Source organism: Pseudomonas sp. WMBT8 (genome assembly GCF_050916005.1).
In the GTDB taxonomy this organism is placed as follows: domain Bacteria; phylum Pseudomonadota; class Gammaproteobacteria; order Pseudomonadales; family Pseudomonadaceae; genus Aquipseudomonas.
The window spans coordinates 2,574,449-2,600,086 of sequence record NZ_CP188096.1 but is presented as its reverse complement, the minus strand read 5'-3'; the positions used below and the strand labels follow the sequence as shown (position 1 = coordinate 2,600,086).

Below are 25,638 nucleotides of genomic sequence, written 5' to 3'. Positions count from 1 at the left end.
AATCCTCTAAGTCAAAACTCCCATGAACCAAATGCTGAAATGGACTGATCCCGCATACCGTTTGCTCCTTCAGCCATGTAATCCAGGCCCACAGAGAAACCGCCCCTAGTTTGCACCACTACTTTCGCATTGAGCTGAGCAACATTTTTCTTCAACGGCAAACCGTTGATACGAAAATCATTACCTCCAGAACGTAAGGCCATATCTGTATTCGAAGACACATCAGAAAATGCGTGCTTCAAGCCCGCCCCGCCCTGAAAACTCAATTTAATGTCATCATTATAATGCGTGGAGTAGTTAATTCGCGCTCCCAGTGTGCCGGCGTATACATCTTTGGTTTCACGCTTTCCAGACAGGGAGAACAGGTCTTTATCCTCAGAGAATCCGGAGACTTCAACCCGCGCATAAGACAAGCCTACAAAAGGCTCAACATTAAAGCGGTCAAGCCTCAAGTCATACGCCAACTCAGAGAACAGCTGCACAGTGTTACCGTGATAATCAGCATTCGGAGTAGAGGCATTAGCCTTATAGTAAATTTTGCGCTTTGTTTCTATGTCATGCCAAGAAAAGCTCGCACCTAGACGTACGGACAATGCATCGTAGCGTTTTGAGCCATAGGCGCCAAGGTTGTAAGTGCCAATATCCGCCGAAGAGATACCCTGAGACATGGAGGTTTTCCGGTACCCTCCGAACACACCCAAACTCAAGTTTGAATCCTCAACCCAGATATCACTGCCAAGAATAAAACCTTGGATATTTCGACTCAGACTGGAAATGTTTCTACCCCCCTCCTGCCGGCCCTCTAAACCAAACACATGACCCCAAGCCCCGGAGCCGGCCAATCCTTCCTCTGTTTCATACAAACGCTTGGAAACCGAGTCTCGAATATAAGATGACTCTTGTACCAGTACAGTTTTTAGAGTGGGATGAACATCACCAGTTATTAAATTTGCAAATTGTGTGAACTCTGACTTACTCATTCCGACCACAACCGCATTTTCTTTTGCCAACAGGCTACTATTTTTTCCGCCTATTACCACCGGGTCGACTGGCGTCACCACTACCCCAGGATCTACTACCGGGTCGACTGGTGTCACTACTACCCCAGGATCTACTACAGGGTCAACTGGTGTCACTACTACCCCAAGATCTACTACAGGGTCAACTGGTGTCACTACTACCCCAGGATCTACTACAGGGTCAACTGGTGTCACTACTACCCCAGGATCTACTACAGGGTCAACTGGTGTCACTACTACCCCAGGATCTACTACAGGGTCAACTGGTGTCACTACTACCCCAGGATCTACTACAGGGTCAACTGGTGTCACTACTACCCCAGGATCTACTACAGGGTCAACTGGTGTCACTACTACCCCAGGATCTACTACAGGGTCAACTGGTGTCACTACTACCCCAGGATCTACTACAGGGTCAACTGGTGTCACTACTACCCCAGGATCTACTACAGGGTCAACTGGTGTCACTACTACCCCAGGATCTACTACAGGGTCAACTGGTGTCACTACTACCCCAGGATCTACTACAGGGTCAACTGGTGTCACTACTACCCCAGGATCTACTACAGGGTCAACTGGTGTCACTACTACCCCAGGATCTACTACAGGGTCAACTGGTGTCACTGCTACCCCAGGATCTACTACAGGGTCAACTGGTGTCACTACTACCCCAGGATCTACTACAGGGTCAACTGGTGTCACTACTACCCCAGGATCTACTACAGGGTCAACTGGTGTCACTGCTACCCCAGGATCTACTACAGGGTCAACTGGTGTCACTACTACCCCAGGATCTACTACAGGGTCAACTGGTGTCACTACTACCCCAGGATCTACTACAGGGTCAACTGGTGTCACTGCTACCCCAGGATCTACTACAGGGTCAACTGGTGTCACTACTACCCCAGGATCTACTACAGGGTCAACTGGTGTCACTACTACCCCAGGATCTACTACAGGGTCGACCGGTAGTAACTCAGAACAAACTGCTTTTTGATTCGCGCCTTGGCAAAGATCAACTGGTTTAACATCATTCCGGGCGAGCATCAGAGACACTTCCGAAATGTCGTAGCTCAGGCTCGGATCAAGAAACGCAAAATTGGCCGAAACACTATCAAAGCGACCACTCACCCCCCCTCCAGCAGAGAGCACAGTGTATTTGTTTACGGGACTATACTCGCCTAATTCGGCAGCTACCAAAACATCACCGCCTTTGACATCAGCAACGCCGCCAACCTTGATCATGTCACTCAACCCTGCGGCATTTGCCTCAACGGCATAAATGGAGCTCTTGTTAAATACTAGGTCTTTAACTACATTGAAAGTCCCAATAGAGTTACCAGGCGAAATAATCCCTCCCGCCTCTAGGCTGAGTGAGCGAACAGCACCGGCACCATAAACCAATGCATCCTTGAATACTCGAACATTAGTAGCATCGAAGACGCCATTGAATCCAAGATTTCCACTTCTGACTTCTGTCTGCCCAGTAATACCGCCGGAACCTGTCAAGTTTAGTGAACCGCCACCCGCCTTCACAATCGAACCGCTACCGTCGATCCGACCATCAAACTGAATATTGTCACGCCGATTGAACATCATGACCGCATCATTAACTACGTTACCAAGTAACCAGCCTTGGTCGCCACCATCACCAATTTGTAACGTGCCCGACCTGATGACTGTGCCGCCGCTGTGTTGGCTGTCGCCAGTCAGAGTCAGCACCCCCACCCCTTTCTTCAGCAACGAGCCAGTGCCTCTGACATTGCCTGCAAAAGAGTGATCAACACTATGATTGAATGCCAAGCTGGAGCTTTCGTTAATGAAAACATTACTGTTAAGTGACCCAACATCAGCACCATTACCAACTTGCAAAATACCGGAAACAATAGTGGTACCGAATTTTCCGGGATCTATATTTAAATCATTAGCCCCCGTCAGCACCAACGTACCAAAACCACTTTTCAATAGAGCGGAACCGTGAGCATTACCACTATATACAAACTCAGATGATGCGTTTGCCACCTCAATTCCCGAAAATCGGTCTTTAATAACTATATCTTTATCCATTTGATGAGCATATTGAGTTTCTTGATTTTTTTCGGTGCTGTCATCAAAGCGTAACAGCGCACCATTCAATACGATTTTCGGCGTTAAATTATCAACTTGACTCTTTAGACTAAGATCCAAGACCCCACCAACGATATTATGGGTCAATTCAGAGCCTTCCTGAGTAACAACGATATCAGCGAACGCATCGAAAAAAGCGTCGTATTCAAAAGCTTTATTACTAAGGCGAGACATCAACGGCTGACGGGTATCGCGCAAGTAGTGCTTGTAGGCATTGGCAATAATTTCACTAGTTTTCTCGCTGGGGTGCAACCCATCCTCAGTGAAATACTTACCCCCCTCCATCGCCCTGTTTTCATTGCAAATCTGAACATCCGCACATGAAACACTTATATCATTAACAATACCGTAACGCTCACGATCCGCCGCCACATGCTGCATAAATTTAAAAAGATCAAATATAGTAATCGTAGTACCTGGACTCTTCTGAGTAACAGACAATGCAGAGCTTGTCGTTTTCTCATTTAACCCCAACATGAGCTCAGTCATACTCAGGAGCGCATCATTCTTTTCTTTTGCAACTCCAGAATGTAAAACATTAGTACTACCGGGCTTCCAATTAATTATCTCAGGAACGACTCTTATATCGGGAATATTTCCAAAAAATATATTTTTCGCACCTTGCTTAGCAATATCATAAATTAATTTTTCTCTACCCCCACCTATATCTTTTTTTGCATCTGAGATATTTTTAGCCCGATCATAGCCTTGAGCAATTACATCATTCCCTCCTGCCAACACTAAAGCCAAATCGTTTTCGTTGAAACGCCCCCCTCGTTCCAAAAATATTTTTGGCTGATCAGATATCGGCTTTAAAAGATCGAAGTTTCTTTGATCCATCTGACTTATAATCCCCGGAACCATGCCTGATAGCCAGCTATAAGAGCTACTTGCGATGGCGCCCGCAACCAAACTTGTTAGAATTTCTTTGTTCCCTCCTGGAAACACATCTAGAATCTTACTCCCCCCCTGCGCCATATTTGTATTTTTACTATTATCAATTACAGTCTCACCATTATAGCTTTGACTGTGCAGCAGCACATTTACGTGGACGAACGAACTTGGCCGAAAAGTATCACTGTAGTACATTGGGTTTGCTGAAAAAAAATCCGAACCAAAAAGTTGCTGCGCTGTATTTCCTTTGCCAGAGGTGAACGGAGCGCCAAGTGGCAACTCCGCTCCCATATCAAAGCCTGGGTTTAACCAGCCCAAATCAAAGACAATTCTGCCGGAAATAAACCTACCAATATTATTTGTGTCAAGTTGACTATCACCAAAAAGCACTGCTCTGTGATACTTATTTCTTAGACCACTATCATCATCTTCAACAATAGCGGGCCGACCATAAACTTCAGGCTCAGCTATAGTCGCGACGGAAAAAACCATGACAGCGATAGAAAATCCAAATCGGCTGTATTTTTTTATCATTCTCAAGCACTCTTTTTTTATTATAGTTAAAATCTATTATGCCAACCAATAATGGACTCACCATAGCTCCGCATTCATAGCTTTATGATTTGCGCACTTGCTGCTGAATAAAAAATAGGACTAGTCCTATTTATATGTAAGATTTTTTAAGCACTCCATTCCTACCGCCGCCGTGAGCGCGCTCTGCGAGACAATACTGAGATACGCGGTGGGTGGCTGGGAGCAGAAGTCGAACAGAATCCGACATCAGCAAACCACCTGTATTCACCATAACCCCATGATCAAAATCCAAAGCTCGCAATATTTTGGATTTTTTATCACCCAAAGATGGATAGATATGTAGGATTTTTCCTAAAGTTATTATTTAACGGCAACGGCCCTGACAAGCCCGTAGCGCGGTCAATCCTCTATCGCCGGCATCGGTGATGGCGATAATTCGTTGAGCATGCGCTGGGCTTGAGTTGGATTCTCATTTCTGCCCATACTCATCACACAAGCCAAATGAATTGCTGCCGGAAGTACTCATGCTCCTCACCAAGCCCAACCAGCAACTGCGCCGTGACCTAAAAGAGGCTGCGGCCCTGCTCAAGTGGTCGGGTGTCGATCTGATGCAGGCTGCCGTGCGGCTGTCTGAGGCTGGACAGGTAGATGAAACTAAGGAGCTGCTGAAAATTGCGGCGAGCTACCAAGCGTCCGAGGACAAGCTGACGGGCTATGCGGATGATGTTAGGACCGGACAAGTCCGACGGGTAAAACTACTTGAGCTAACTGAAGTACCTCATGGCTCGGGCAAGAATTAAGCAACTCGAAATCCTTGTTAAGGACATGCTCGAACAGGCCTCGATGCTGGAAAGTGAACGGCTTTATGCGGCCGCAGAAAAACTCATCGAGAATGCCAAGATCCTGCAGGAAGCAATCAATAAACTCAAAAAATTAGGTCCGCAGCGGGAGGCGTTATGAACGTCACAGGCCCAAACGAAGAACTGCACCGAGATATTCAGAGCATCATTTTTCATCTTGAGCGCCACTATATTGACCTGGGGTGATTAGCGGCTCGGCGCGACGGCACAGACTCAGTGCAACTGATTACGGTGGCCAGCAAGCTGCACGATGAAGCTGACAGGCTGACGGGCTATGCGAATGAGAGAATGGCGGGAAGGATTGTGTGGGAGAGGAATAGCCCCAACTAGGTACTGAGGAAGGCTTGGGGGGAGCGCAAGTTCAACTCGATGATGCGCATCCTAGACGTAGCGTGCGAACTCAACCTGACCAAATGTCTCTTTTCCGAGTAAAAACCTTTAAGCCCGTCCCCCCCATCGCGGGCTTTTTTTGCCTGCTAAACTGATAGTCTACTCGAAAGGAATCGAGGCAATGCCTGACGGCCCATGCAGCAGAAACAACAACGCCATCATGTAAAGCTGCATGTCCATGACACCGCCTCGCGCTTGAGCCATCCTATAACGACTCGGCCAAAACTGACTTGCCTGCCTGACTCTCCAGATCTAAAGAGATCTTCTGCTGTAAGGTCGGATCTGAGCCGTCAAGTTTTTGGGAGACTATCGATGCTCGGTGATCACTTAGCAATAGCGCCAAGGTCAGAAGCACAAACACACCAATCATAGGAAATGATCTTAGCCACAATGCGAGGCGACGCCGATACTGGTCTTCGTTCACCGTTACTGGTCCTTACAGCTTTAATAGCTGCGACACAACGAAATGAACCCCACTGTAGTTTTTATCGCGGATGATTGCCATCCCGCCCCAAATCCAATTGCGTTGACTCAATCTAGCGTAGGATTTCCCTCGCATACGCCTGGCACGCCCGTAGCGCGATCAATCCTTGGTCGCCGGCATCGGTGATGGCGATAATTCGTTGAGCATGCGCTGGGTCAAGTTGGGCTCGACGGGCTGCATGAGCCACGCCGACGGCGCCGGAGGTGGCGGCCACACCTGCAAAACCCTTGCTTTAAGAGCTAGGCTTGTCCGATGATTATTGAGAATACACCTAGCCAACAAGAAGTCATGATCGAAGGGGCTGTATCTCAAAGTGATCTATTACGGCTCGGCGTCAACAGATGGCGCAGTGGTATACCAACCACCGTTACGTACTAAGGCCAGGAGTGGCGCTCGCCCCTATACGCCGGACTAACGCAAGAAAAGCCCTTCAGCCTAAGTATTTTAGGGCAGACGCCCTAGGAGACAGTTCCATTGAAATCGAATTATTCAATACTTCTGTTCAGTCTTACTCTATGCAGCGTTGTACAGGCCGCGCCGCCCGCCGAGACTGAAGCGAAATTCCAGCACGCGCTACGTATAGCTGAAGACAACAAGCAACAGATAGATTTACTTGTTGAGCGGGAACAGCAAGGCAAAATTGACAAGCTTGAACGAAATGAAGTCATGCAGAAACTGGCAAAAAATAATGAGATCTTCGAGAGCGAATTGCGCAAGGCCAGCGAAGAAGGGCATGGCGTAGCCAGTTACCTGCTGGCAAGCACGAAAGCAAGACGCAAGGACTCCGCAATGATGCTCGCGGAGGCCTGTGAACTGTACCAACGCTCAACAGATCAAGGTCTGCTGGCCGGCGCAGTACTGCAATTACGTGAATGTGACAAAGCTTTCCGGACATACAAGTACGATGCCCCAGAAAGTTTGCGTCTTCGGGCGCAACTACTCAGAGCACTGGAGCAATCAGATCCATATTCGGATCATTACCCGCTACCAACGTTAAATTCGTACTGTTTCAAAACTGCAAACGTACCCCAGGCCAACAATCAGAAACCGCTGGCCACTCTGAGGGGCCTTTACACGCCTGTTTTTCTGAGTCTTGATCAGTTTCGCGCTGATGGTTATTACCTGCTGACGGTCATGGGTGGTGATATTGGGAGCTCAGCAGCACGTGGCTATTTCAAAAAAGTCCAAGATAACGCGCCTGACTGCCTAGACCCCGTCAATATCAAAATTATGTACGAACAATCGGATCTTAAAAACCATTAACCAAAAATCTTTCCTACTTAAGGCCTGATCGGATCGCCTATTCAGCTTTTCCTACATCAATTGAGGCTTGCGGGCAGAACTCCAGCACATGCCTCTGTAAAGCCCTCAAGGCTGCTTGATCAGCAATGATCCCGGCCCTGATATCGAAAACAGTTCGTCCAGCAGTTGGAGCGAGTTCGACGGTTCCTGCATTGCCCAGGCCGGTGGTGCTGGTGGAACTGGACAGGTGGCCGCTATCGGCACGACAACTTCCCGCGATGCGCAGCCGGCGAGCAGAATCGTCAGCAGCACGGCGCAGTCTTTCATTTTCAGCAAGATCATTCGCTTTCTCCTTGGTTACCTTGGCGTCGAAGTCGGCCCTGGCCTGCTCGGCGGCCTGTTGTTTCTCCAGTGCCTTGCGGGTTTGGGCGCTTGCGGCATTGTTGATAGCGGCTAGGTCATCCTTGTGCAGGCCGGCCTGCTCGACCAACCTCTTACCCATGCGCCAGTCCTGTACCTGCCAAGTGCCGCCGGCGCTGATCGCCATCGCCAGCAGGATTGCGGCCAGGATCTGCCCGGGCGTCATGCGAGCACCTTCTGCGCCTGGGCGTACAGCCGCTGGCGATCCTCAAGGCCATTGACCCCGCCATTGACCCGGCGGGTGATCTTCACGAACTCCCCCTTGTCTGCCAGGGTGTTCAGGCCTTTCGTTGACCAGAACCACGCCGCCGACATTGCGGCGTGCTGCGGCTGCTCCAAAAGCTCGGGCTGGTTGATCAGGTCCAGGCCCAAGGCCTCACCGCACGCCGCGTAATTGGCCCGGCCTGTGATCTGGATCAGCCCCCGGCCCCGATACTTTGATCCATCCCCTTTAACGGTGTTGCCCAGGTCAGCACGGCCTTCATATCTGACTTGCTGCGCCGTGGGGCCCCAGATCTCCCGCACATAGCGCAACTGGCCCGACTCATGCCCGACCTGGGCGATGAACGCCACAATGCGAGCAATGGTGACAATTCCGTGTTTGCTCATGGCCGTGTTCAGCACAGGAACAAAAACGCCGGTTTGGCGGCCGGCGTTCGGGAGAATCCGCAGCAACTGCTGCTCGGTGATTGGCATAGCTTTCTCCTGGCAAAAATAAACCCGCTCGATGGCGGGTGTGGTCGACAGCAGCACGGCGCTACGGCGCAGCGGGCCAATCAATGGCGAGCGGGTACCCGTCCTGCTCGGGCACGCGGTTCAGGGCCACGCGGTATTTCTTCCAGGCCTTGAGGGTCGCCAGCTCTGCCTCGGTCCCTTCGTCGATATCGACGGCGTCCTGAAGTGGCGCGATTGCGTAATCCGCCTCGGCTCGCAGGTGCGCGATCTGGGTTTGTGCAGCCACCACAGGATCAAGCGCCGGAGGCTGCAGCTCTTCCTGTGGAGGAAGATCCGGCACCAGGATGTGCAGCGTGATCATGACCTTCAGATCGTACGGCTCGCCCTCTTTGGTCACGGTGACCGTGAGTAGGTCGCCCTCAAACGAGATGTTCACCTCGGCGGGATTGTCCGAGGGGTGGAGCCCGTAGCCCCAGCCCTGATCGATGGGCGGGAACGGGACCATGCCCTGGGTGCCGGTGACGCAGTAGACGCCAACGTCCTTGCGATAACAGGCCACTTCGGTCCCGCCCAGCGAGACGAAATCGAACTTTTCACCCGTGCCGGTGATGTTAATTGCTGCTCTTGCCATGATCAGATCGCCCTTAGTGTGTTGTCGGCCATGCGGGTGGTGTTGCCGGTGTGGTACATCCTCACCCAGGGGAGGAACGCATTGAATGCAGAGCGAAAGAGGAACTGGTTATCGCCGTTGTAGATCATCATCTGAGCACCTACACGGCCAGAACGTCTCAGGTTGATGCCAGTTGCGTTAATCGATTCTCCTGTTCCGCCTGGAAAGGCCGCATTACCAGCGATGAGCGCCCCGCCCAACTCGTCATATGCCGCGTTCCAGTCGGAGACAACTACGGCATCTGAGCCGATGCCAAAGTCGGCAGTCTTCAACACCCGGCCCGGAGTGGTATCGACGTTACCCACGGTCACGGCCGCTGTTGCAGCAGTGCCCAGCCCCAGGCCTGAACGCGCCTCAGCCTGGTTTCTGCCACCAGTGCCGCCCTTGGCCACCGGAACGACGTTCTCCGTCGATACGCTCCCCAGGCCCGCGAGCGTAGCGCCCCACTGCTGAACCATTTGGTTCACCGCGTCGGCCAGGGCTTTGGGGTAGCCATTGACGGGCACGATCCCGTACCCGGCGCCGCCAACGGCCGGCCCACGGTACGCCGGCGAAATGGCAAGCGACGTATCGCTGGCTGGGTTGATCACTTGATAGATGCCCTGGTCAGGGCCGACGAACATATCCCCGGCACGGCAGTTCGAGAACTTGGTGCCAACGCCCGTTACTGTCGGGCTCCCGTTCTGCACGCTCACAGTCCCTTCTGAAAACCAAGAAGCCATAGGTTTCTCCAGTTGAGTGCCCACATCGGCACTTGAAATTAGTTGTAGTAACGTTCTATCGGAAACTTGCAGACGGGAATACTCAGACAAAAACCATCTGAGCCTTGCCAATAAAATCGTTCTAGGTAGTGCCTCTGATTAAAGATCTGCAACACCGGAACCCCGCCCTCTAAAATTGTGATGCCCGCATATTTCGAGTCGTTTGCAAACCACATTATTCCCCGATCAAGACTCGACACGCTTATAAAATCGTCAGCATCTACTGTTAGATCGCTGTAGTAGATATCTACGAAACGTCCTCTGCCTACCGTCCAACTCTTTGAAAACTTCCCATAACGAACAACCCTATCACTGGACACAAACATGATCCGGTTTTGTGCATCGCGCACTTCAAGTCCGTATTCAGATGAGCTGCCTTGGTCGGAATATTTGCAAGACACAAATTCCATTAAATAGTCTTGCAACACGCTTCCGCCCCGAACTGCTGATGTGACATGAAACCCGGTCCAGTTACCGGAAGATCCTTCAATAGAGGTATACAGCCCAAGGCTGGCGTGTGATGCCGATATCGTCCTCAAAAATATTTGGGGCGGTTCCACGGTGCGAATAGGTTTGGCAAAGGTAAACTGCCCTTTGCCTTCCTTGTCAGTGTAGCGAGACTGGATTCTGAACTGCCCTCGCTCGGAGAACACCAGAACTTTGTACACGCTGCTGATGCTGACAGATCCGTGATCGTTTACAGCGACAAAACCGTAGTCATCCATATCAATTTACCTTGACCACTTCTACGACGCTCTCCACAACATTGCGCGTCCACATCTCGCGGTTTTTCCCGCCGCCACCACCGTCCGGCTCGCGGTAATTGATTTGTGTGTAAATCGCAATTCTTGTCCCGCCCAAGTTTGTGTAAGTCGGTAAGCCACCCCAAGTATCAGGGTAACCAGGCTGATCATACGGCGCGTAAACTTTGGGGGTGATCGTGACAAAGCAGGTGGCGGGGTCATAGCCTGGAACATCCATAAGGATGTACTCATAGTTAGAACCTCTTCCGCCACCAGTTGCCGCCGGAACTATCAACACTGCCAACTTCTGTAGGGTGAAATCCTCCATACCTAATGTTTTAACGCCGTTAGCGTCAAACACACTTAAACCAAAGTCCATGCCCGCACCTCCCCTGCAACTTCAATCCAGTCAAAGTCTTAGATTGCCGGTCATTGTCCGACGTACGTCATTACCGTCATACACAGCAAGGCCGTTGTTATTGAGCAAGATCGAGCCGCCAGTACCATCGCCGCGCAGCACGAATGTGCCCGCCTTCACATTGATCTCCAGCAGCGGGCGCCCCCTGGAGTCGATAGCCTCAGATCGCAGCGTCATGCCCAGGATGATCTCCTGGATAAATGCCTTGTTGATCACCGCCTGGTTGATGAACACCTGGCCACCGCTCACAACGAACGGCGTAATCAACTGCCCACTGACCTCGTCGACAATCGCGAAGCGCTGCGCAAACGCCAGGATCTCCGACGTTTCCCCATCACTGCCCAGCGCCAGCCCAGCCATCACCTTCTTGCCGTTGGCAATGGTCTGGGCTTTGATCGTCGTCTGAGCAGACACCTTGCCGTTGAGATCAACAACCGTCTCGCTCACTTGCTGAACCGAGGCGTTGGTCTCACCGATACGCGACTGTAGGGTTTCCGAGGTTCTGGCCAGCGCCTGATTAGCGGAGGCCTGCACCTTCTTCTCGACCTCAAAGCTGGCTGTCGCCTCCCAGGCCTTGAGCGCGCCGGCAAGATCACCGGAACCATCATCGCCGCGCACCGAAGCCCGCAGCGCCTCATTGCTGGACGCTTGAGACGTGACCTTACCGTCGAGGTTGGTGACCTTGGTGTCGAGGCCGGTAATGGCCTGGGCATTGCCGGCTACCTTCTCTTCGGTCAGCTCCAGGTCGCTTTTGAGCTGCGTCAGTTGAGTGGCTGCCGTCTGCTTGTTGGTGGCCACCACCTGCTCCAGAACGGTCAGCCCGGACTGGTTCGCCCCCACCCGCGCCTCCATCGTGGTGAGTTGCCGCGCCATTGCATCGCTTTCCGTGGCCCGTGTGCGCTTCTCAATCCCGAGATCAGCGGTCGATTGCCAGCCTTTCAACGCGTCAGCCAGGTCACCCGCGCCATTATCGCCACGGGCGGCCGAGCGCAGCGCCTCAACCGAGGTCGCTGTGGCCACCACCTGGCCCTCGATCTCCTCGATCATGCTGGTGACCAGTTGAACCTGCTGGGCCAGCGCGTTGGTGGTTTGCAGGATCGTGCCGAAGTCCTTCCAGTACAGCGGGTTTGGCGGCGCTTCGCCGGCCGGTACCGGGCCAGTCGCCTGGTACAGGTGCCCATCCTTTTGCGTGAATGCGCCAACGGTGTAGGGCTCGTCCGGGTTGTACGGCTCCGCCCCAGTGATCTGGCCCAGCAGCCCCTCCAGCTCTGCCTTGGCCTCTTTCAGCCGTTCGTTGACCGACCCGTCGCCGTCTCCCGAGATCAGCGCGATCTCCTCCCGCAGGCCTGGATACAGCGCGCCCTTGCCGATCTTGTCGGCAAAGTACTTCTCGTAGTCGCTCTGATCCGAGCTGGCCTGGCCATTGACCGCGCCAGGGATCGGGAAGAACGGCCCGACGTTGCCGGTACGGTCCACCAGGCGCGCCCAGAAGAACAGGCTCGCACCCGCCAGCAGGCTGTGCATTTCGTGCGTGGCCTGCGGGTAGCTGAAGTCGCTCAGCTTCTTGGCGGTCTCCAGATCGGGCGACTCGCTATACCAGACCTCCGTGCGCTGGGTGTCCTCAGCACCTGGTGGAAAGCCCCACTGGATGCCGATGCCGTAGACCAGGCTGGTGGTGGTCAGGAATGCCACCGCCGGCGGCAGGCCGACCTTCCCCTCCAGGTTGGTCAGGTTGGAGCTTTTCCAAATCGATGAGATCTCGAAGGCGCTCACCGACCGTACCCGGGCCAGATAGGCGCCCGAATAGATGCCAGTAACGTCCACGCTCGTCGAGCCAGTGCGCTGCAGCTTGATCCAGTTGCCGCTGTCCTTACGCCACTCGACGTCATAGGCGACTGCGCCAGTCACGGCGGGCCACGAGATGTTCATGGTGCTGACGGCCAGGCCCTGGTCGATCGCGACGTTCGACGTGATGTTGACGCTCGCCGGCGCCGGAACGACGGTGATCGGCACAACGCTGATCGGGCGATCTTCCAGGCGGGCGCCGGTGTCGATGTGCGCGAATTTACTTGGGTCGTACTGCACGGCCGAGATTTCAAAGACGCCGGGCTCCGGCCGGGCCACGCTCACCACCCTGTACAGCGGGATGGCGAGGTCGTCGGCATCCAGCGCCCACACCAGTTCGGGCTCGGGCACAACGGAGTAGGCAACGGTAACGGTGACCTGCCGGCCGCTGACCAACTGCACGGTGCGCCCCTCGCACTTGCCGTCGGGCAGGTTGAGGATCAATCGGTCACCGGGCTTGGCCTGGGTATCACGGTCCAGTTTGATGACTTTGCCATTCACCGCCGAGATGCGTCCGCCCACTGGCCGACCGGCCAGGAGTTCGTCGGCGATCGGGATCACATAGCCAGGCAGCGGGATACGCCCGTCGAGGCCCACCTTAAAGGTAACGGCCCGGTCCTTTGAGTTCGTCAGCAGCGCCCACTTTCCGCGGCGCTGGGCCTCCGATTCGCGGTCACATGCAATAGCACTGATTTCAAGCGGGTTATCTCCGTAGCGACGCTGCAGCTTCTGGTCAGTGACAGAAGTGACGTCGGTGTCGTGGTTATTCTCACGGTTGTCGTAGCTGACCAGGGCCCGGCTGTAGCGGGTACGCTCCGACGCGCTGGAATATGTGAACTTGCCATCAATAACGTTCGCGCGGGTGTAGGCGAAGTCAAAGTCCGTAGCGCGCGGCATATCCGACAGGGTGAAGACCTGGCCCTGAGCCCAGTAAGTCATGCCCCGATAGATCGCTGAGATATCACGCAGCAGCGACCACGCGTCAGCCTTGCTCTGAAGGTTGAGGTTGCAGATAAAGCGCGGCTCCATGCCACCCTTCCCATCCGGCACCTGCTGGTCGCAATACTGCGAGATGCGGTACAGCTCCCACTTGTCGACCATCCACGGCTTGATGCGGCGGCCCAGGCCGAAGCGGTCGTTCGTGGTGATGCCGTAGGTGTGCCAGACGGGGTTGTCCGTCCAAGCCTCTTTGAAGGTGCCATCCCACACGCCTGTATAGCTGCGAGAGCGCGAGTCGTAGTTGCTTGGAACCTGCCATTTTCGGCCATCACACACAACAGTCACGGCGGGAATGCTGCGGAACTGCTCAGCGGAGAACTCGATGTAAAGTAGCGCGGTATTCGGGTAGCGGATCTTCGCGTCGATCACTTCCGTGAAGCCGGCAATCTGCATTGTGTCGGAGATTTTGTTGTTGTTCTGATTGATCGTCAGTCGGGTGATGCGCATGAGCCAACCGCTGGCTGCCTTAGGCAGGTCGATTCGGCGAGTTCGCTCGTACACAGTCGTGGTCTTGCCGTCGACGGCCTCGATCAGCACCTGCTGGTAGGCACCGCCGTCGGTGGCCACTTCGACCTTATATTCGATCCGGTAGCCATTGATATTGCCGCTCGTATCCACGGACTGGAGCGCCGGCCAGGCGAAACGCACTCGCACGGCAGAAAGCTGGGTGTTGCTGATCGCTCGAACCCAAGGCGTACCGCTGCGCAGCTCGGTGCTGATCGTCGTTTCGTTCTCGATCGACGGGATGCCCTGGATATAGGTCTGGTCCACGGCTCCGGTGCGCCACTCCCACTTCACGATCGGGAAGTTCATGTTGCCTTGGGGGTCTTGCAGCGGGGTACCGTCGAGCCGGATGTCGCGATCTGTAGGTGTGCCTTCAAACTCGCCCTCGCCTACAGCAATCAACATCTTTGCAATGGCCACTGAGCGCAGACTGTCCGGGGCCTCGGTTGGGGTTTTAGGCTTTGCTTCGCCACCCTTGGCGCCGCGGATATCAATTTTGCGTACTGCGCCCATGCTTTCCTCCAGGCAATAAAAAACCGCCTCAATGGCGGCTGCGGTGCTTCACGTGCGGGCTACATCTGGTCTTCGGCATAGATGGCGGCACTGATGATCGCCCCACCCCATGGGCGCCTCCCCGCGCAAAGAGGGACCGGGTTGCCGGACGCCGTAGTGTTCTTGGCGCTGCCGAAGGCATAGCCGGGGGTGTTCTCTGGCGCGGCGCTGGTCTTGAGGCCGCCGGCCTGGGGACTGAGCATTTGGATTACACCGCCAAGTGCAAGGGAGGCCCCCATCATCATCATTCCAGAAGTAAAAGGTGTGGCTGTGCCGCCAGAGGCATAAGTCAATACCGCCCCTACCGCAAGCAAAACAACGCCCACGACTGTTTGAAGTACACCGCCACGCTTGCTCCCGCAGATGACCGGGGCAATACGAATATCTCCAGCTCCGCCGTAGCTAAGCTCTTTTTCTTTGAGGTTCTTGCTCCCGCGAAATACAGCAAACTCAATACCTCTCGATTTTGCATTTGAGATGAATCGCTCAAACCCAGGAATCTGCACACAAAGCGCTTTAATTGCCTCGGTGGGCGATCTGACGGAAAGCCGGAAAGAGCGCCCGAATTGGCGAAGTTGCCCATACAACAAGATTGTCGTCATCCGCTGATATTCGATAGCGAGTGCGGCCATAACTTTTCTCCAGATAATAAAAAACCACCCGAGGGTGGTATGCATGCCTGATCTGGCGGTCACATGGATGTTGGCTTGATATCAAGGCCGACTTGGGTGTCACCGCCTATCCTGAATTTGCCTCAGTATGAAGGCGCCCATTGATGCGATAACAGTCGCTAGCGCCAGATGCAAAAAGCCCAGCGCGGGGCGGAACCGAAACCTAGCGTTCAAAATCACGCAGTATTTCCAGCATCGTCCGCGTCGTGTACTTCTCACCAGGATCAGTGTCTGGCGAGTCGCTACTGCGTACCCATTCACCCAGATCGAACGCTTGATAAAGCGCAAATGCAGGCTGTGGAAGCTCGCCGGCCATTCCTAAATCAAAGATGGCGTTTGCGATGCCATTCATGACTCCGTCGCAAAACTCATAGCTCAAGTTCTCAGACAGATAACCCTCCGCGACAGTGATTGATAGCTCATTCAACACCGTTTCTGGACTGACTCCGAACTCCAAGCAGATCGATTCTAGGTCACTCAGTGCCACGCCCTTTGCCTCGGCCTCCACGCATAACGCCTGTAGGTCGCTATTCGGTAACACCTTGTTCATGGATCGCTACTCGCTCACTTCGTCATGCGCCGAGTATATGAGCGACCTGTCCAGGCATCCAGCTTGGATGGAATGCTATTTACAGGGGTACTCAGCTTTGAGTGCGAGCAATGCTATTAACGTAGGGCGTTTAGTCGAGAGATCAGGGCGGTCTTCAGAGTGCTTGACGATCGCCTGTACGCCCATTTGATCAATGTAATTTTCTGGCAAGCAAATACCTGGGAACTTGTTTTCCGCTCCTCCGGTAAGGTACTGAAGAGTCTCACGAACCCCAGCAACCATTCCAACGCAGTAGCCCATATCAACTTGATTGTCGTCCTTGGCCATTTTCTTCGTTTCCCAGAAACGTAAGGCGAGCTTGCATCCGCTTAAAAACTTTGTTCCAGCATTACTTTCAGCAAACACCACATTGCTAGCCAGCACTCCAAATAGCGCGACCGCCGCTATCAAAATCCGCATGTCGTTCCCTCTCTATTTTGGTGGGACTTTAGCATCCGGAAAAGGGCGCACAAAACCAAACGTCGACCGGGGTTCCAAGGCCGTGTGTGCTGAGGCTTCACTGGCTGAGCGGATACCCAGGCTCTTGCGTAGCAACTCATCTGACCCATTAGACGGATCGTCTCGTATGGAAACTGGGAAGTGACTAAGTTGTGGGCTGTGGCCACCAATCATTTGGCAGTTGCTTTATGACTGACAGCTTGGAGATTACGACCCAGACGCAACCGCTCGATAGCACACGAACCCGGTGGTCGTTGTATTCAAATATGTCGTTGTGGTGCGCCACTCTCGGTTCGCCGAGCTTCAGCCTCAAAAGATTGGAGTATTCCGATGCGAGCTGAGCGATCTTTCCATGATCCTCTTTGTACAGCGTATCGGTGAGGTCTTTTGGTTCACTCCCGATAAACAGCCGTATCTCCTCAATGAAATCATCGACGATGATGGCCTGGCCAGTCATATATTTCTTGCCGGAAAAGCTGAAGTAACCCTGCCGAGGAGCGATCTTACGAAGGCCAACGTTGACCGCCGCATCCTTGAATTCTCCGGCCGCCCAGAGATCTGGGGACTGGATGATCTGGCTGTAAAGCTGCCAAATATCCTCAGGGGTTGGGGCGTCTCGTCCATAAATCCGCATGTCGTTCCCTCTTTGGTTTGGCGGGACTGTAGCATTTCCGGCATCGAAATCTCTCAAGCAGTAACTTTGTCCAATGCGTCGTCGGTGCTGAAGGCTAGCGCTTCAGAGCATCACACTGCGCACGCAGGTCGCTGTCGGAGATAGAGCCGCAGCTACCGTTGTTGGTTTTGGCGTTACACAAATAGCGCTTATCACTGTCATCGATGCTATTGCAGCTCCCACCATTGGTTTCAGCATTGCAGGTATAGCGAAGGTCGCGGTCGGAGATCGAGTTGCAGCTACCATGATTGGTCTTGGCATTGCAGTAATAGCGCTGGTCACTGTCGCTGATGCTATTGCAGCTACTCCCATTAGTTTCCGCGTTGCAGGTATAGCGCAGGTCGCTGGAGGAGATCGAATTACAACTACCACGGCCTTCCTTGGCTTTGCAGTAGGCGCGCTGGTCCGAATCACCAATGCTGTCGCAGCCGGCAAAGGCATAGCCGCTGATCATCATCAGCAATACAAAAAACACTCTCATCGCTTTCTTCCTTGGTTTGCCGGGAAACTACCCGCTATTCTCGGCCCGCTTTGGCGCGCCTCATTCATCGTAGACGCCGTGCACATCGCCAACTTAGCTACCGCTTCCGCTACTGCCATATCAAAATCGCATGTAGCTCCATTGGTTTGGCGGGACTGTAGCACTGAGGGGTAGGATGTAAAAAGCATCGCGCACAACCTCTGCGCATTACAACCGAGCAAGGGCACATGACTCAAACTCTTGAGCTGGAAATCAACGGCACACCTCCGGACATAACAGGCCTGGTATGCGACTCCTTCATCTGCGAATCATTTGCCTGTGACGGGAAAGTGATCGCCCCGGCGAACGTGAGTCACATTAGTTTCGGTGGTCGACGGTACCGGGCCTATTTTGATTGCGGCATTATCTTCTGGCGATCGTCCTCAACACCACCGGAACCGTGGAGCGATTCGGAAGAAGGTTGGGATTGCCCACATATCGATGTTGGTACGCTCGCAGGCGTTGTGGGCGTAGCGTTAAACGGATACGTCATGGCACCAACCGTCACCGGAAGCGTCATAGCATTTCACTTCGAAAATGGAGTGCAGATCAAGCTAGAAGATGTGAACGATGAAACCCATTTCAGCATCCTGTGAATGCTGTTCGCCGATTCAGGCGAATCACACTGAAAGCGCGAGTTTGGCCTGGCATCCACTTCATTGAGGGGCGGATGCAAAAAGCCCAGCGCGAGCTGGCTACAAATGGTCGAAACTCCATTTTTCTAGCGTAATTCATAAACCAAAACTGCTTCGGCTAGCTCGACGTCACTAACTGAGCTTGTTTCATTCTGAGTACGCAAAACTTCGAACGCAGCCTCCAGGCTCGCGCCTCTAATAACTCCATCACTCGCGACGAAAGCTGCGGCATCATTGCGAGCGGCAAGTATCTTTCGGTCCCCCCTCTTTGAACTATTCTGGCTACTTTCTTGACTGTCTTCGGTAAGCGTGACGGGGGAAAGAGTCACAGCAAGGCTCGATGAGACAATCGCTCCAAAGGCCGAAACCTTGACCGGCCTGCCATCACCAGCGATTACGGGAAAACTGCACGGAAAACCGAGCATAAGCACAACAATCAGTTTGCGCAAAATCCACTCCACGGGCGTACATCATCCTTTACGAACTGAATCTACAGTCTTCCTGTCCAGGCATCCAGCGTGGATGGAATGCCAGTAACTCGCCTGACGATTGCCGTAGTAGCGTTGCGTCTTCAACTACCAAGGAATGGCCATGTCAGTCAGAAGTCTCGTGAAGAATCTACCAGCAGACCCGGATATGCCTGGGTGGGTGCTGGGATGGGCCGTGGGTCGTAATGATCCTTGGAGCTTTGTTGACATTTACACCGACAAGAATGTCGCAGAGATCGAGGCTGAGCGACTGGGCGATGGCCACACTGTGAAGTATGGGTCGCATAGGCTAGGAACCGATGAGTTTATGGGTGGCGGCGAAGAACCTAGATAGCGACCGCCTGCTTCAAACCAAAATCAATTCTCCCAGGCCCAGATACAAGCACTGCTCTAAGCCCTGACTTACCGTGGTAGCTGCGGCTGTAGCCACCTTTGCTCTGGCACTTGCCGGAGAATTTCACGCGATCAATCTCGACGTCACCATCAAAAATTGCGACTTCGGCTTCAGCGCCGTAGATGCCACCGCCGGCAATGGTGAAAAGGTCGTGAATAGTCAGCATGTAGCGTTGCGAGGTTTGCATGCCTAGCTCCAGCGGCCCTGCCGCGTCATGGTTGTTTTGAATCTCTGTGCCTGAGGATCAGGCGTGTCCGGTCATGCCAGGGCCCGCCGTAGACGATGATCTCGGACGGCCTGCCGTATAGGTGATGCAGCAGGAACGGGCCTGGGCCGAATGCGCCCGACTCTTCACCTGGTAGTGACGGATCGGTGCCCAGGTAGATACCAGCATGGTTAGGGTGAGCTGTCCGGCCGACCTGCATTACGATCAAATCACCGCGCTGCGGCCGATCGACACGCACGAAGCCGGCGGCCTCGTAGTTGGCCTCGTACAGGCTGATGTTCTCCGCACTCTCCCACCAGCCATCAGTGCGCTGGAAAGCTTCGAACTCCAGACCCCACTCACGCTGGTACCAATCAGCGCAGACCTGCCAGCAGTCCCAGGCGCCGTGCACGAACGGACGCTTGAGCAACGGCGTACGGCCGGTCGGTGTGATCGTGCGTAGGTCGCCCTCGGGCCAGCTCAGGATGTGCCAGGGCAAGGCAGTGGCCTCGCACATGGCAAGGTCATGCGGCGACGGCCTGCTGGTGGCGTCCGGGTGTGAGTGAACGATGCCGATCACTTCGCCCAAGTCTTCCGCCGCGGCGTAGTCCTCGGGATCAAGCCTGAACTCTTCGTTCGGCTCCGTTGCGATGTTCCGGCACGGGAAATACTTCTGCTTGCGCCCGGTGGCGAGCAGCAGGCCGCAACATTCTTTTGGATACTGGGCCGCCGCGTGCGCCTGGATAGCCGCAATGATGTGCTTGCGCATGGTCAGCTCCGGGCAATCAGGGAAACGGCGGGGAATCCACCGAAGGACAGTTCGTTGTTCTCGCCGAAGCGCAACTTGCAAGACGACAAGCAGCCCTTGCACTGGTCCAGGGCCGGGTCGTCCGTGGGGTTGTCCTCGTCGTCGAACATCGCCGCACCGGTGTAGCCGCAGTCTGGCCCGCGGTAGCCGTTGGTCATGGCCCAATGGCATAGCGTCGTCATTTGCCGGCCGGGCAGACCGTGGTTATCGATCTCGCCCGGCGAGGACAGCTCCCAGACCACGGCCTCGCCGTCCTCGCTGGTTTTCTGGTCGATGTACCAGATCTCCAGCGCCTCCTGGGTAGGGTCGGCAGTTGGGTTGCCCTCGGGGAAGTTCGCTGCATCCAGGTACTTGGCCAGCGTCTCGCGAACCGTCAGCTTGAACTTGAGCAGGTCCTCGAAGGCCAGGCACAGCGCCGTGACGCGCCCATTGACGTTGCCGGCGGCGAAAGTCGGCCGAGCGGCGGTGCCGTCGCTACTCGAAGAAATACCCTCAATCTGCACCGGCCAGGCCGCGTACTCTTCGCCCTGCCACCAAATCGACTTGGCCGGGAGCTCCTCATCTGAATGCTCGTATGCCAGCAGTTCTTCGGGTGTGTGCGGAATAGCGTGCCCGTGAAAGCGCAGGTAATCCGCGCCGTACTCGGTTCCGTCAATTTCAAACAGGCGAATCTCGCCGCCGGGCTCCAGTTTCTGGATGTCCGTGATCAGTGCCATGGGCGGTTATCTCAGGGGTGAAAGGTTTGCTGAAAGGTGGCGGTGATGGCATAGACCTGGCCGCCGCGGTGCACAGGCTTGTAGCCGTTGCACTTGTAGAGGCCCAGATCCCCAAGGGGAGGCGTCCAGAGAAACGCCTTTGCCCCCTTGTGCCGATCAAGGAACGCCTTGATTAACAGAACCCGGGGCTTGGCACCGGTGAAGGTGAGCGGCCAGGACTGGGACTGGTTGTTGAGGCCGTCCTCGACCGACTGCTCGTAACCGTCCCCGAACTGCTTGGTGCGGACGCGCTGGGCGACATCCCCTTCCGCGCCCTTCTCCGTCTCCCAGATGAATCGTTCGATGGCCATCAGCGCCCCTTGATTGCTTTGTTGATGACGCCGCCTTGGCGCATGTCCTTCGTCCGCAGTTCCTGGTACTTCTGCTCGACGAACGTTGCCAGCTCTTTGCCGAACAGGTCGTAGCCAGGGTCGTCGGAAGAGGACGACGCGTTGCCATCGCCATCGATGTGCACCTCGACATTGATCTGCGTGCCGCCCGCTCCGCCACCGCCCATTGCCATTACACCCAACTTGCCGCTGGAGGTTCTGGTCAGCGGCATGATTGCCTCTTCCCCTGCCTCGCCCATCACCCCGGTCTTGCCGTTGGCCATGCCAAACGCCGTGGGCTTGCTGACGATGGAGTTGGTAAACGCACCGCCGTCGGCAAACATCTGCACGCCGCCGGACCATGCGCCACCCTTTGCCTGGGTCACACCGGACCAGCCAGCCAATACTTCAGGGCTATACCCGGCCGCTGTCGACCCGGCTGATGTCGCGACACCGCCGCCAAAGTACGACCCAGCAGCAGACACACCAAGCCCCACTAGGGAGCCGAGAAGGCCAGAGGCTGCTTGTCGGGTCGCGATGCGTGCCATATCGGCAAGAATTGACTTGGTGAAGTCAGCAAACGACAGCTTCCCGGTCATGGCGAAGTTGACGATCGAGTCCTCCATGGAGCTGAAGGCATTACCGAACAGAGCCTTGGTTTGGCCAGCGATGTTTTGCGCCGAATCCAGATAGTTGGCCCAGGCCGATGTCGCGCCCTTCGTCCAATCGCCCTGGGCGGCCTCCACATCCGCGTAGTTCTGCCGGATCTGGTCGGTTGCCTTCTTGTTCGCATCGGCGAGTGCCTGCGATTTTCGGGTGAACTCTTCGTCCGACATATTGCGCGATGGATCGGAGCGCTGGTTTTCCAGATCTAGCGACTGCTGAGCAAACCGATCTTGCTGACTGTTCAGCTCCCCGTTGAGCGCGCTCTGCCGATCTCCCTGGCCAACGCCGAGCACCGCCCGCTGGCCCGCAAGCCCCAGGGCCCGCTGTTGCTGCCCTAGCGCCTGCACGTACGAGCTGATTGCCCGCTCCTGCTTGGCCAGGCGCCCGGTCTCATTGGTAGCCAACACTTCAAGTTGGCTATCGGCATCCTTCTGCGCCTTGACCATCCCTGCGCGCGCGTCTGCGATCTTCTGGTCCAGCTGGATGCTCTGCGCCGCAGAAGTGGTCTTCTTGCCCTTGGCGGCCTCCAGCGCGGCGATCTCAGCCTCGTAGGCCGCAGTGGTTTGGTCGAGTTGATTGCCAATCAGCGCCTGGCGCCGCAGCAGATAATCTTCCTCCGACAGCAGGCCGGCCTTCTGCGCCGCTTCTAGTTCCTTTTGGTAGTTTTTGTAGGTGTCGGTGATCGCTGCTAGGTCGTTCTTGGCGTTGTTGAAGCTGGTGAGGTCGACCTGAGTACCGACTGCTTTTGGGTCTTTGTTCTTGTCCTGGAGCCCCTTCAGCAGAGTGTCATAGGCGCCGCCAGCGAACTTGTTACCATCGAAGCTGACACCATCAAGTAGCGGCGACTTCTGTCCGGTTTTCTCGGCATTCTCATATAGCGCACGAAACTGATCGTTGAGCTTTCTCAAGCCCGCCTGACGCTTGGCCAAAGGGTTTACGTTATCGAGCTGCGCGTCCAGCGCCCGCTGAGCCTCAATGGCCTTCTGGTTCGCGTCGGTATTTTCACCGGTGGTAATCGCCAGGTTCGAGCTGGCCGCCTGCCTGGCTTTTAGTGCTGCAAGCTTCGCCTCGAGCGCGGCGGTCGAGTCGTCATGCTCACCGGTACCCAGGCCAAGCGCAGAGTTCAGCGAACTCAGCCCATTGGAGATCGCGCCAGCTACCCCGCCACCTTTCCGGGTATCCAGTACGCGCTGAGTGATCTCGATCTGCTTGGCCAGGTCGGGGAATATCTCAGACCTGACTTCTGCATAGGCACCCTTGATGGCGGCCTTGATGTTGTCCCAATCGCGCTCTACGTCGGATAGCGACTCGCGGTAGGTCTTCAGTCGCGTTAAGGCGGCCTGATTCAAATCTTCGCTGAGAACATCCAACGCGCGCTGACTTTCACCTTGGTCATCCAGCCCCTTGATCACCTGGTACTGTTCAAGGGTGAGCAGCCCATACTGACTGCTGATCTTGCCTGCCGCTTCGGTTGCGGTCTCGCCGGCGGTTACGAATGACTTGGCGAGCTCCCCCGCGCCCTGCCCGGTTACTTCACTTACGGCCGCTGCGGCTTCAGCCAGATTACGCATCTGCGTGCCGCTGGTAGCTGCTCCGGATGCAAGCGAAACGACTGCCTCGCGCGCCCCGGACAGGTTGCCGGTGACGCGCCCAGCGCCGTTGGCCATGTCCTTCAGGCTGGCGATGGTCTGCCCGGCACCATTCGTACCGGCATTTATAGCGGCGTTGAACTCGCGCGCCTGCTTCATTGCATCGAAGTAGGCGTAGCCCAGCGAACCGATTACGGCGACCAGCAGGCCGGCCGGGATCATCATGCCCGCCAGGCTTTTCGCCGATTCGCCGGCGCCAGCTCCCAACTGAGCGATCGCACGCGCCCCGCTACCCAGGTCGCCCGCCTGGATGGCGTTGGCAAGCTGCATGACGTTTTCTTGCGCCTGGCGAGTGCCCAGCTTCAGTTTGTCGAACGCACCGGCGGCCTCAGTCAGCCCCGCTCGGTCCTTACCGATCTTGGTCAGGGCCTCGTTATAGCGATCAGCATCAATCTGCCCTGCTTTGTGCAGGTCGTTAAGCGCCTTCTCCTGAGCCTCCAGCTTCGCCAGTTTAGCGGTCACTGGGTCAATCCCGTTGACGGTGCGCTTCAGTGCCTCAATCTGGCGATTCTCAGCCTCGATCAGCTTTTGCTTCTGCGCCAGTTCTTTGGCTTCGGCCTTCTCAATCTTGTCGTAGGCCTTTCCCAGCTGCTCTTGATACTTCGCCTGCTCCTCAATGGTGACCAGCCCGCCCTTGCGGGCGCGCTCAAGCAGACCTTCAGCCTGGATCAGCGACTCCATGCTGGTAATGTTGCCGGTCATTGCCCTGTCGAGCTGGCTGATAACATTGATCTCAACCACAGCGCTGTCGGCTGCTTTGCGGCTTGCACCAGATTTGCGGTCTATCGCGGCAGTGGACTTGTCGACGCCCTGGGCCACCTCACTTTCAGCTTGAGTAATCTTCTTTCCGGTGTTGGCCAGCCCTTCGCCAGTTTTGCCAAGGTCATCAATCGCCTTCTCGGCATCAACTGCCGAATCAACCAGCTTGTCCAGATCGTCGGCAGCCTTTGCAGCCTGCGAAGACTCGACAGAAATGCCCAGCGAGGCGAAGTTCGTGCTCATCAGTTTTCTCCGGGCAATAAAAAACCCGCTCTAGGCGGGCTCTTTGCAGAATTAGATTTACTTGCAGTCTTTCAGGTTCTTGTACGTGTATTTCACATAGGCAGAGATACGGGGTTCTTCACCGCTGAACTTGATCCTGATGGACTCAAGGTCATGGTCAAGCTTATGTTCGCCAGCCGTCCATGACACGCCCCAGCTTGGCGCGGCCTCCTTGTTTGGCGCCCCGTACTTATCTGCAAGCGACTTTGCAACGCCGGAGTTTGTAGAGTTAATGCTCTGAAACCACTGGCCGACCTCGCACAACCCAGATTTTCCACCGATTAAATATGAATACCTATCAGCGCCTGCCTCGTTTTTTGGCGCCTGCGGAGAAAAGTAGGTCGTTCGACCCAGGGGATCGGCGCCCCCATCTTTTGACAGGGCGACATATTTCTCCAACTGAGAAGCTGTAACCCCCATTTTAGTGCCAACTGGCCCATCCCAAGGCCCTTGGTCACCACACCCTGCCAGCGCTACGAGCGCCAAAGCCCCCACGAACATTTTCATATCGTTCCCTTGTTGAGATATCACGGGACTTTATCACCAACAAGGGAGCAACACGAAAGCCCCGCATGGGCGGGGTTAATTTCGTGGCGGTAGTTAAATGTGACTCAGAATC

Annotated in this window: 24 protein-coding genes and 2 pseudogenes; 4 read left to right on the top strand and 22 right to left on the bottom strand. The window is 54.9% G+C overall.

Going from position 1 to position 25,638, the window contains the following annotated elements:
• Positions 1-11: 11 nt before the first annotated feature.
• Both ACO77H_RS12265 and ACO77H_RS12260 read right to left on the bottom strand, forming a co-directional pair.
• Complete coding sequence (locus ACO77H_RS12265; RefSeq protein WP_432755581.1) at positions 12-4,574, bottom strand: autotransporter domain-containing protein; 4,563 nt, start codon at positions 4,572-4,574, stop codon at positions 12-14.
• A 364-nt stretch (positions 4,575-4,938) separates the two neighbouring features.
• Positions 4,939-5,028: pseudogene (locus ACO77H_RS12260) on the bottom strand (lysis protein); the annotation flags it as partial.
• 70 nt (positions 5,029-5,098) lie between these two features.
• Here ACO77H_RS12260 and ACO77H_RS12255 point away from each other — a divergent pair.
• Both ACO77H_RS12255 and ACO77H_RS12250 read left to right on the top strand, forming a co-directional pair.
• Entirely contained in the window at positions 5,099-5,374 is a 276-nt protein-coding gene (locus ACO77H_RS12255) for a hypothetical protein (protein ID WP_432755580.1), read from the top strand.
• A gap of 25 nt (positions 5,375-5,399) precedes the next feature.
• Positions 5,400-5,534, top strand: a complete 135-nt coding sequence (locus ACO77H_RS12250; RefSeq protein ID WP_432755579.1) for a hypothetical protein — start codon at positions 5,400-5,402, stop codon at positions 5,532-5,534.
• Positions 5,535-6,360: 826 nt separating this feature from the next.
• On the opposite strand, the pseudogene ACO77H_RS12245 reads toward ACO77H_RS12250, so the two are convergent.
• Positions 6,361-6,522 (bottom strand): annotated as a pseudogene (locus tag ACO77H_RS12245) (lysis protein); the annotation flags it as partial.
• A gap of 260 nt (positions 6,523-6,782) precedes the next feature.
• Between ACO77H_RS12245 and ACO77H_RS12240 the strand changes: the two are divergent.
• Positions 6,783-7,571, top strand: coding sequence for a hypothetical protein (locus ACO77H_RS12240; RefSeq protein ID WP_432755578.1), 789 nt, complete (start codon positions 6,783-6,785; stop codon positions 7,569-7,571).
• Positions 7,572-7,608: 37 nt separating this feature from the next.
• Here ACO77H_RS12240 and ACO77H_RS12235 read toward each other — a convergent pair whose 3' ends face one another.
• From ACO77H_RS12235 to ACO77H_RS12180, 12 genes are all read right to left on the bottom strand, one after another.
• On the bottom strand, positions 7,609-8,136 hold the full coding sequence (locus ACO77H_RS12235) for a lysis system i-spanin subunit Rz (RefSeq protein ID WP_432755577.1): 528 nt from the start codon (positions 8,134-8,136) through the stop codon (positions 7,609-7,611).
• Positions 8,133-8,666, bottom strand: coding sequence for a glycoside hydrolase family 19 protein (locus tag ACO77H_RS12230; RefSeq protein WP_432755751.1), 534 nt, complete (start codon positions 8,664-8,666; stop codon positions 8,133-8,135). The genes ACO77H_RS12235 and ACO77H_RS12230 overlap by 4 nt, the downstream gene beginning before the upstream one ends.
• A gap of 61 nt (positions 8,667-8,727) precedes the next feature.
• On the bottom strand, positions 8,728-9,276 hold the full coding sequence (locus ACO77H_RS12225) for a tail fiber assembly protein (protein WP_432755576.1): 549 nt from the start codon (positions 9,274-9,276) through the stop codon (positions 8,728-8,730).
• Between the two features lie 2 nt (positions 9,277-9,278).
• A complete protein-coding gene (locus ACO77H_RS12220; RefSeq protein WP_432755575.1) occupies positions 9,279-10,037 on the bottom strand; it encodes a hypothetical protein in 759 nt (252 codons plus the stop codon).
• A gap of 38 nt (positions 10,038-10,075) precedes the next feature.
• Positions 10,076-10,801, bottom strand: a complete 726-nt coding sequence (locus ACO77H_RS12215; protein WP_432755574.1) for a hypothetical protein — start codon at positions 10,799-10,801, stop codon at positions 10,076-10,078.
• Position 10,802: 1 nt separating this feature from the next.
• Entirely contained in the window at positions 10,803-11,198 is a 396-nt protein-coding gene (locus ACO77H_RS12210) for a hypothetical protein (protein WP_092236114.1), read from the bottom strand.
• A gap of 30 nt (positions 11,199-11,228) precedes the next feature.
• Positions 11,229-15,098 carry a phage tail protein gene (locus tag ACO77H_RS12205; RefSeq protein ID WP_432755573.1) on the bottom strand — a complete coding sequence of 1,290 codons (3,870 nt, stop codon included), beginning with the start codon at positions 15,096-15,098 and terminating at the stop codon, positions 11,229-11,231.
• A gap of 59 nt (positions 15,099-15,157) precedes the next feature.
• Positions 15,158-15,769 carry a tail assembly protein gene (locus tag ACO77H_RS12200; protein ID WP_432755750.1) on the bottom strand — a complete coding sequence of 204 codons (612 nt, stop codon included), beginning with the start codon at positions 15,767-15,769 and terminating at the stop codon, positions 15,158-15,160.
• A 202-nt stretch (positions 15,770-15,971) separates the two neighbouring features.
• Complete coding sequence (locus ACO77H_RS12195) at positions 15,972-16,358, bottom strand: hypothetical protein (protein ID WP_432755572.1); 387 nt, start codon at positions 16,356-16,358, stop codon at positions 15,972-15,974.
• A gap of 75 nt (positions 16,359-16,433) precedes the next feature.
• Positions 16,434-16,817, bottom strand: a complete 384-nt coding sequence (locus tag ACO77H_RS12190) for a Rap1a/Tai family immunity protein (RefSeq protein ID WP_432755571.1) — start codon at positions 16,815-16,817, stop codon at positions 16,434-16,436.
• A 184-nt stretch (positions 16,818-17,001) separates the two neighbouring features.
• A complete protein-coding gene (locus ACO77H_RS12185; RefSeq protein ID WP_432755570.1) occupies positions 17,002-17,490 on the bottom strand; it encodes a hypothetical protein in 489 nt (162 codons plus the stop codon).
• 94 nt (positions 17,491-17,584) lie between these two features.
• Positions 17,585-18,010, bottom strand: a complete 426-nt coding sequence (locus ACO77H_RS12180; RefSeq protein ID WP_432755569.1) for a hypothetical protein — start codon at positions 18,008-18,010, stop codon at positions 17,585-17,587.
• 227 nt (positions 18,011-18,237) lie between these two features.
• Between ACO77H_RS12180 and ACO77H_RS12175 the strand changes: the two genes are divergently transcribed.
• Complete coding sequence (locus ACO77H_RS12175; RefSeq protein ID WP_432755568.1) at positions 18,238-18,645, top strand: hypothetical protein; 408 nt, start codon at positions 18,238-18,240, stop codon at positions 18,643-18,645.
• A 125-nt stretch (positions 18,646-18,770) separates the two neighbouring features.
• Here ACO77H_RS12175 and ACO77H_RS12170 read toward each other — a convergent pair whose 3' ends face one another.
• The 7 genes from ACO77H_RS12170 to ACO77H_RS12140 form a co-directional block, all read right to left on the bottom strand.
• Positions 18,771-19,133 carry a DUF2388 domain-containing protein gene (locus ACO77H_RS12170; RefSeq protein ID WP_432755567.1) on the bottom strand — a complete coding sequence of 121 codons (363 nt, stop codon included), beginning with the start codon at positions 19,131-19,133 and terminating at the stop codon, positions 18,771-18,773.
• Between the two features lie 365 nt (positions 19,134-19,498).
• Positions 19,499-19,753: a hypothetical protein gene (locus ACO77H_RS12165; protein WP_432755566.1), complete on the bottom strand. Its 255-nt coding sequence runs from the start codon at positions 19,751-19,753 to the stop codon at positions 19,499-19,501.
• 25 nt (positions 19,754-19,778) lie between these two features.
• Positions 19,779-20,540 (bottom strand): C40 family peptidase, encoded by a 762-nt coding sequence (locus ACO77H_RS12160; protein WP_432755565.1) that lies wholly within the window; start codon positions 20,538-20,540, stop codon positions 19,779-19,781.
• A gap of 2 nt (positions 20,541-20,542) precedes the next feature.
• Complete coding sequence (locus tag ACO77H_RS12155) at positions 20,543-21,295, bottom strand: phage minor tail protein L (RefSeq protein WP_432755564.1); 753 nt, start codon at positions 21,293-21,295, stop codon at positions 20,543-20,545.
• A gap of 11 nt (positions 21,296-21,306) precedes the next feature.
• Positions 21,307-21,645 (bottom strand): phage tail protein, encoded by a 339-nt coding sequence (locus ACO77H_RS12150; RefSeq protein WP_170058755.1) that lies wholly within the window; start codon positions 21,643-21,645, stop codon positions 21,307-21,309.
• On the bottom strand, positions 21,645-24,980 hold the full coding sequence (locus ACO77H_RS12145) for a phage tail tape measure protein (protein WP_432755563.1): 3,336 nt from the start codon (positions 24,978-24,980) through the stop codon (positions 21,645-21,647). The genes ACO77H_RS12150 and ACO77H_RS12145 overlap by 1 nt, the downstream gene beginning before the upstream one ends.
• 57 nt (positions 24,981-25,037) lie before the next feature.
• The gene (locus tag ACO77H_RS12140) at positions 25,038-25,526 is read right to left on the bottom strand and encodes a hypothetical protein (protein ID WP_432755562.1); all 489 of its coding nucleotides are present in this window, start codon (positions 25,524-25,526) and stop codon (positions 25,038-25,040) included.
• Positions 25,527-25,638: the final 112 nt, after the last annotated feature.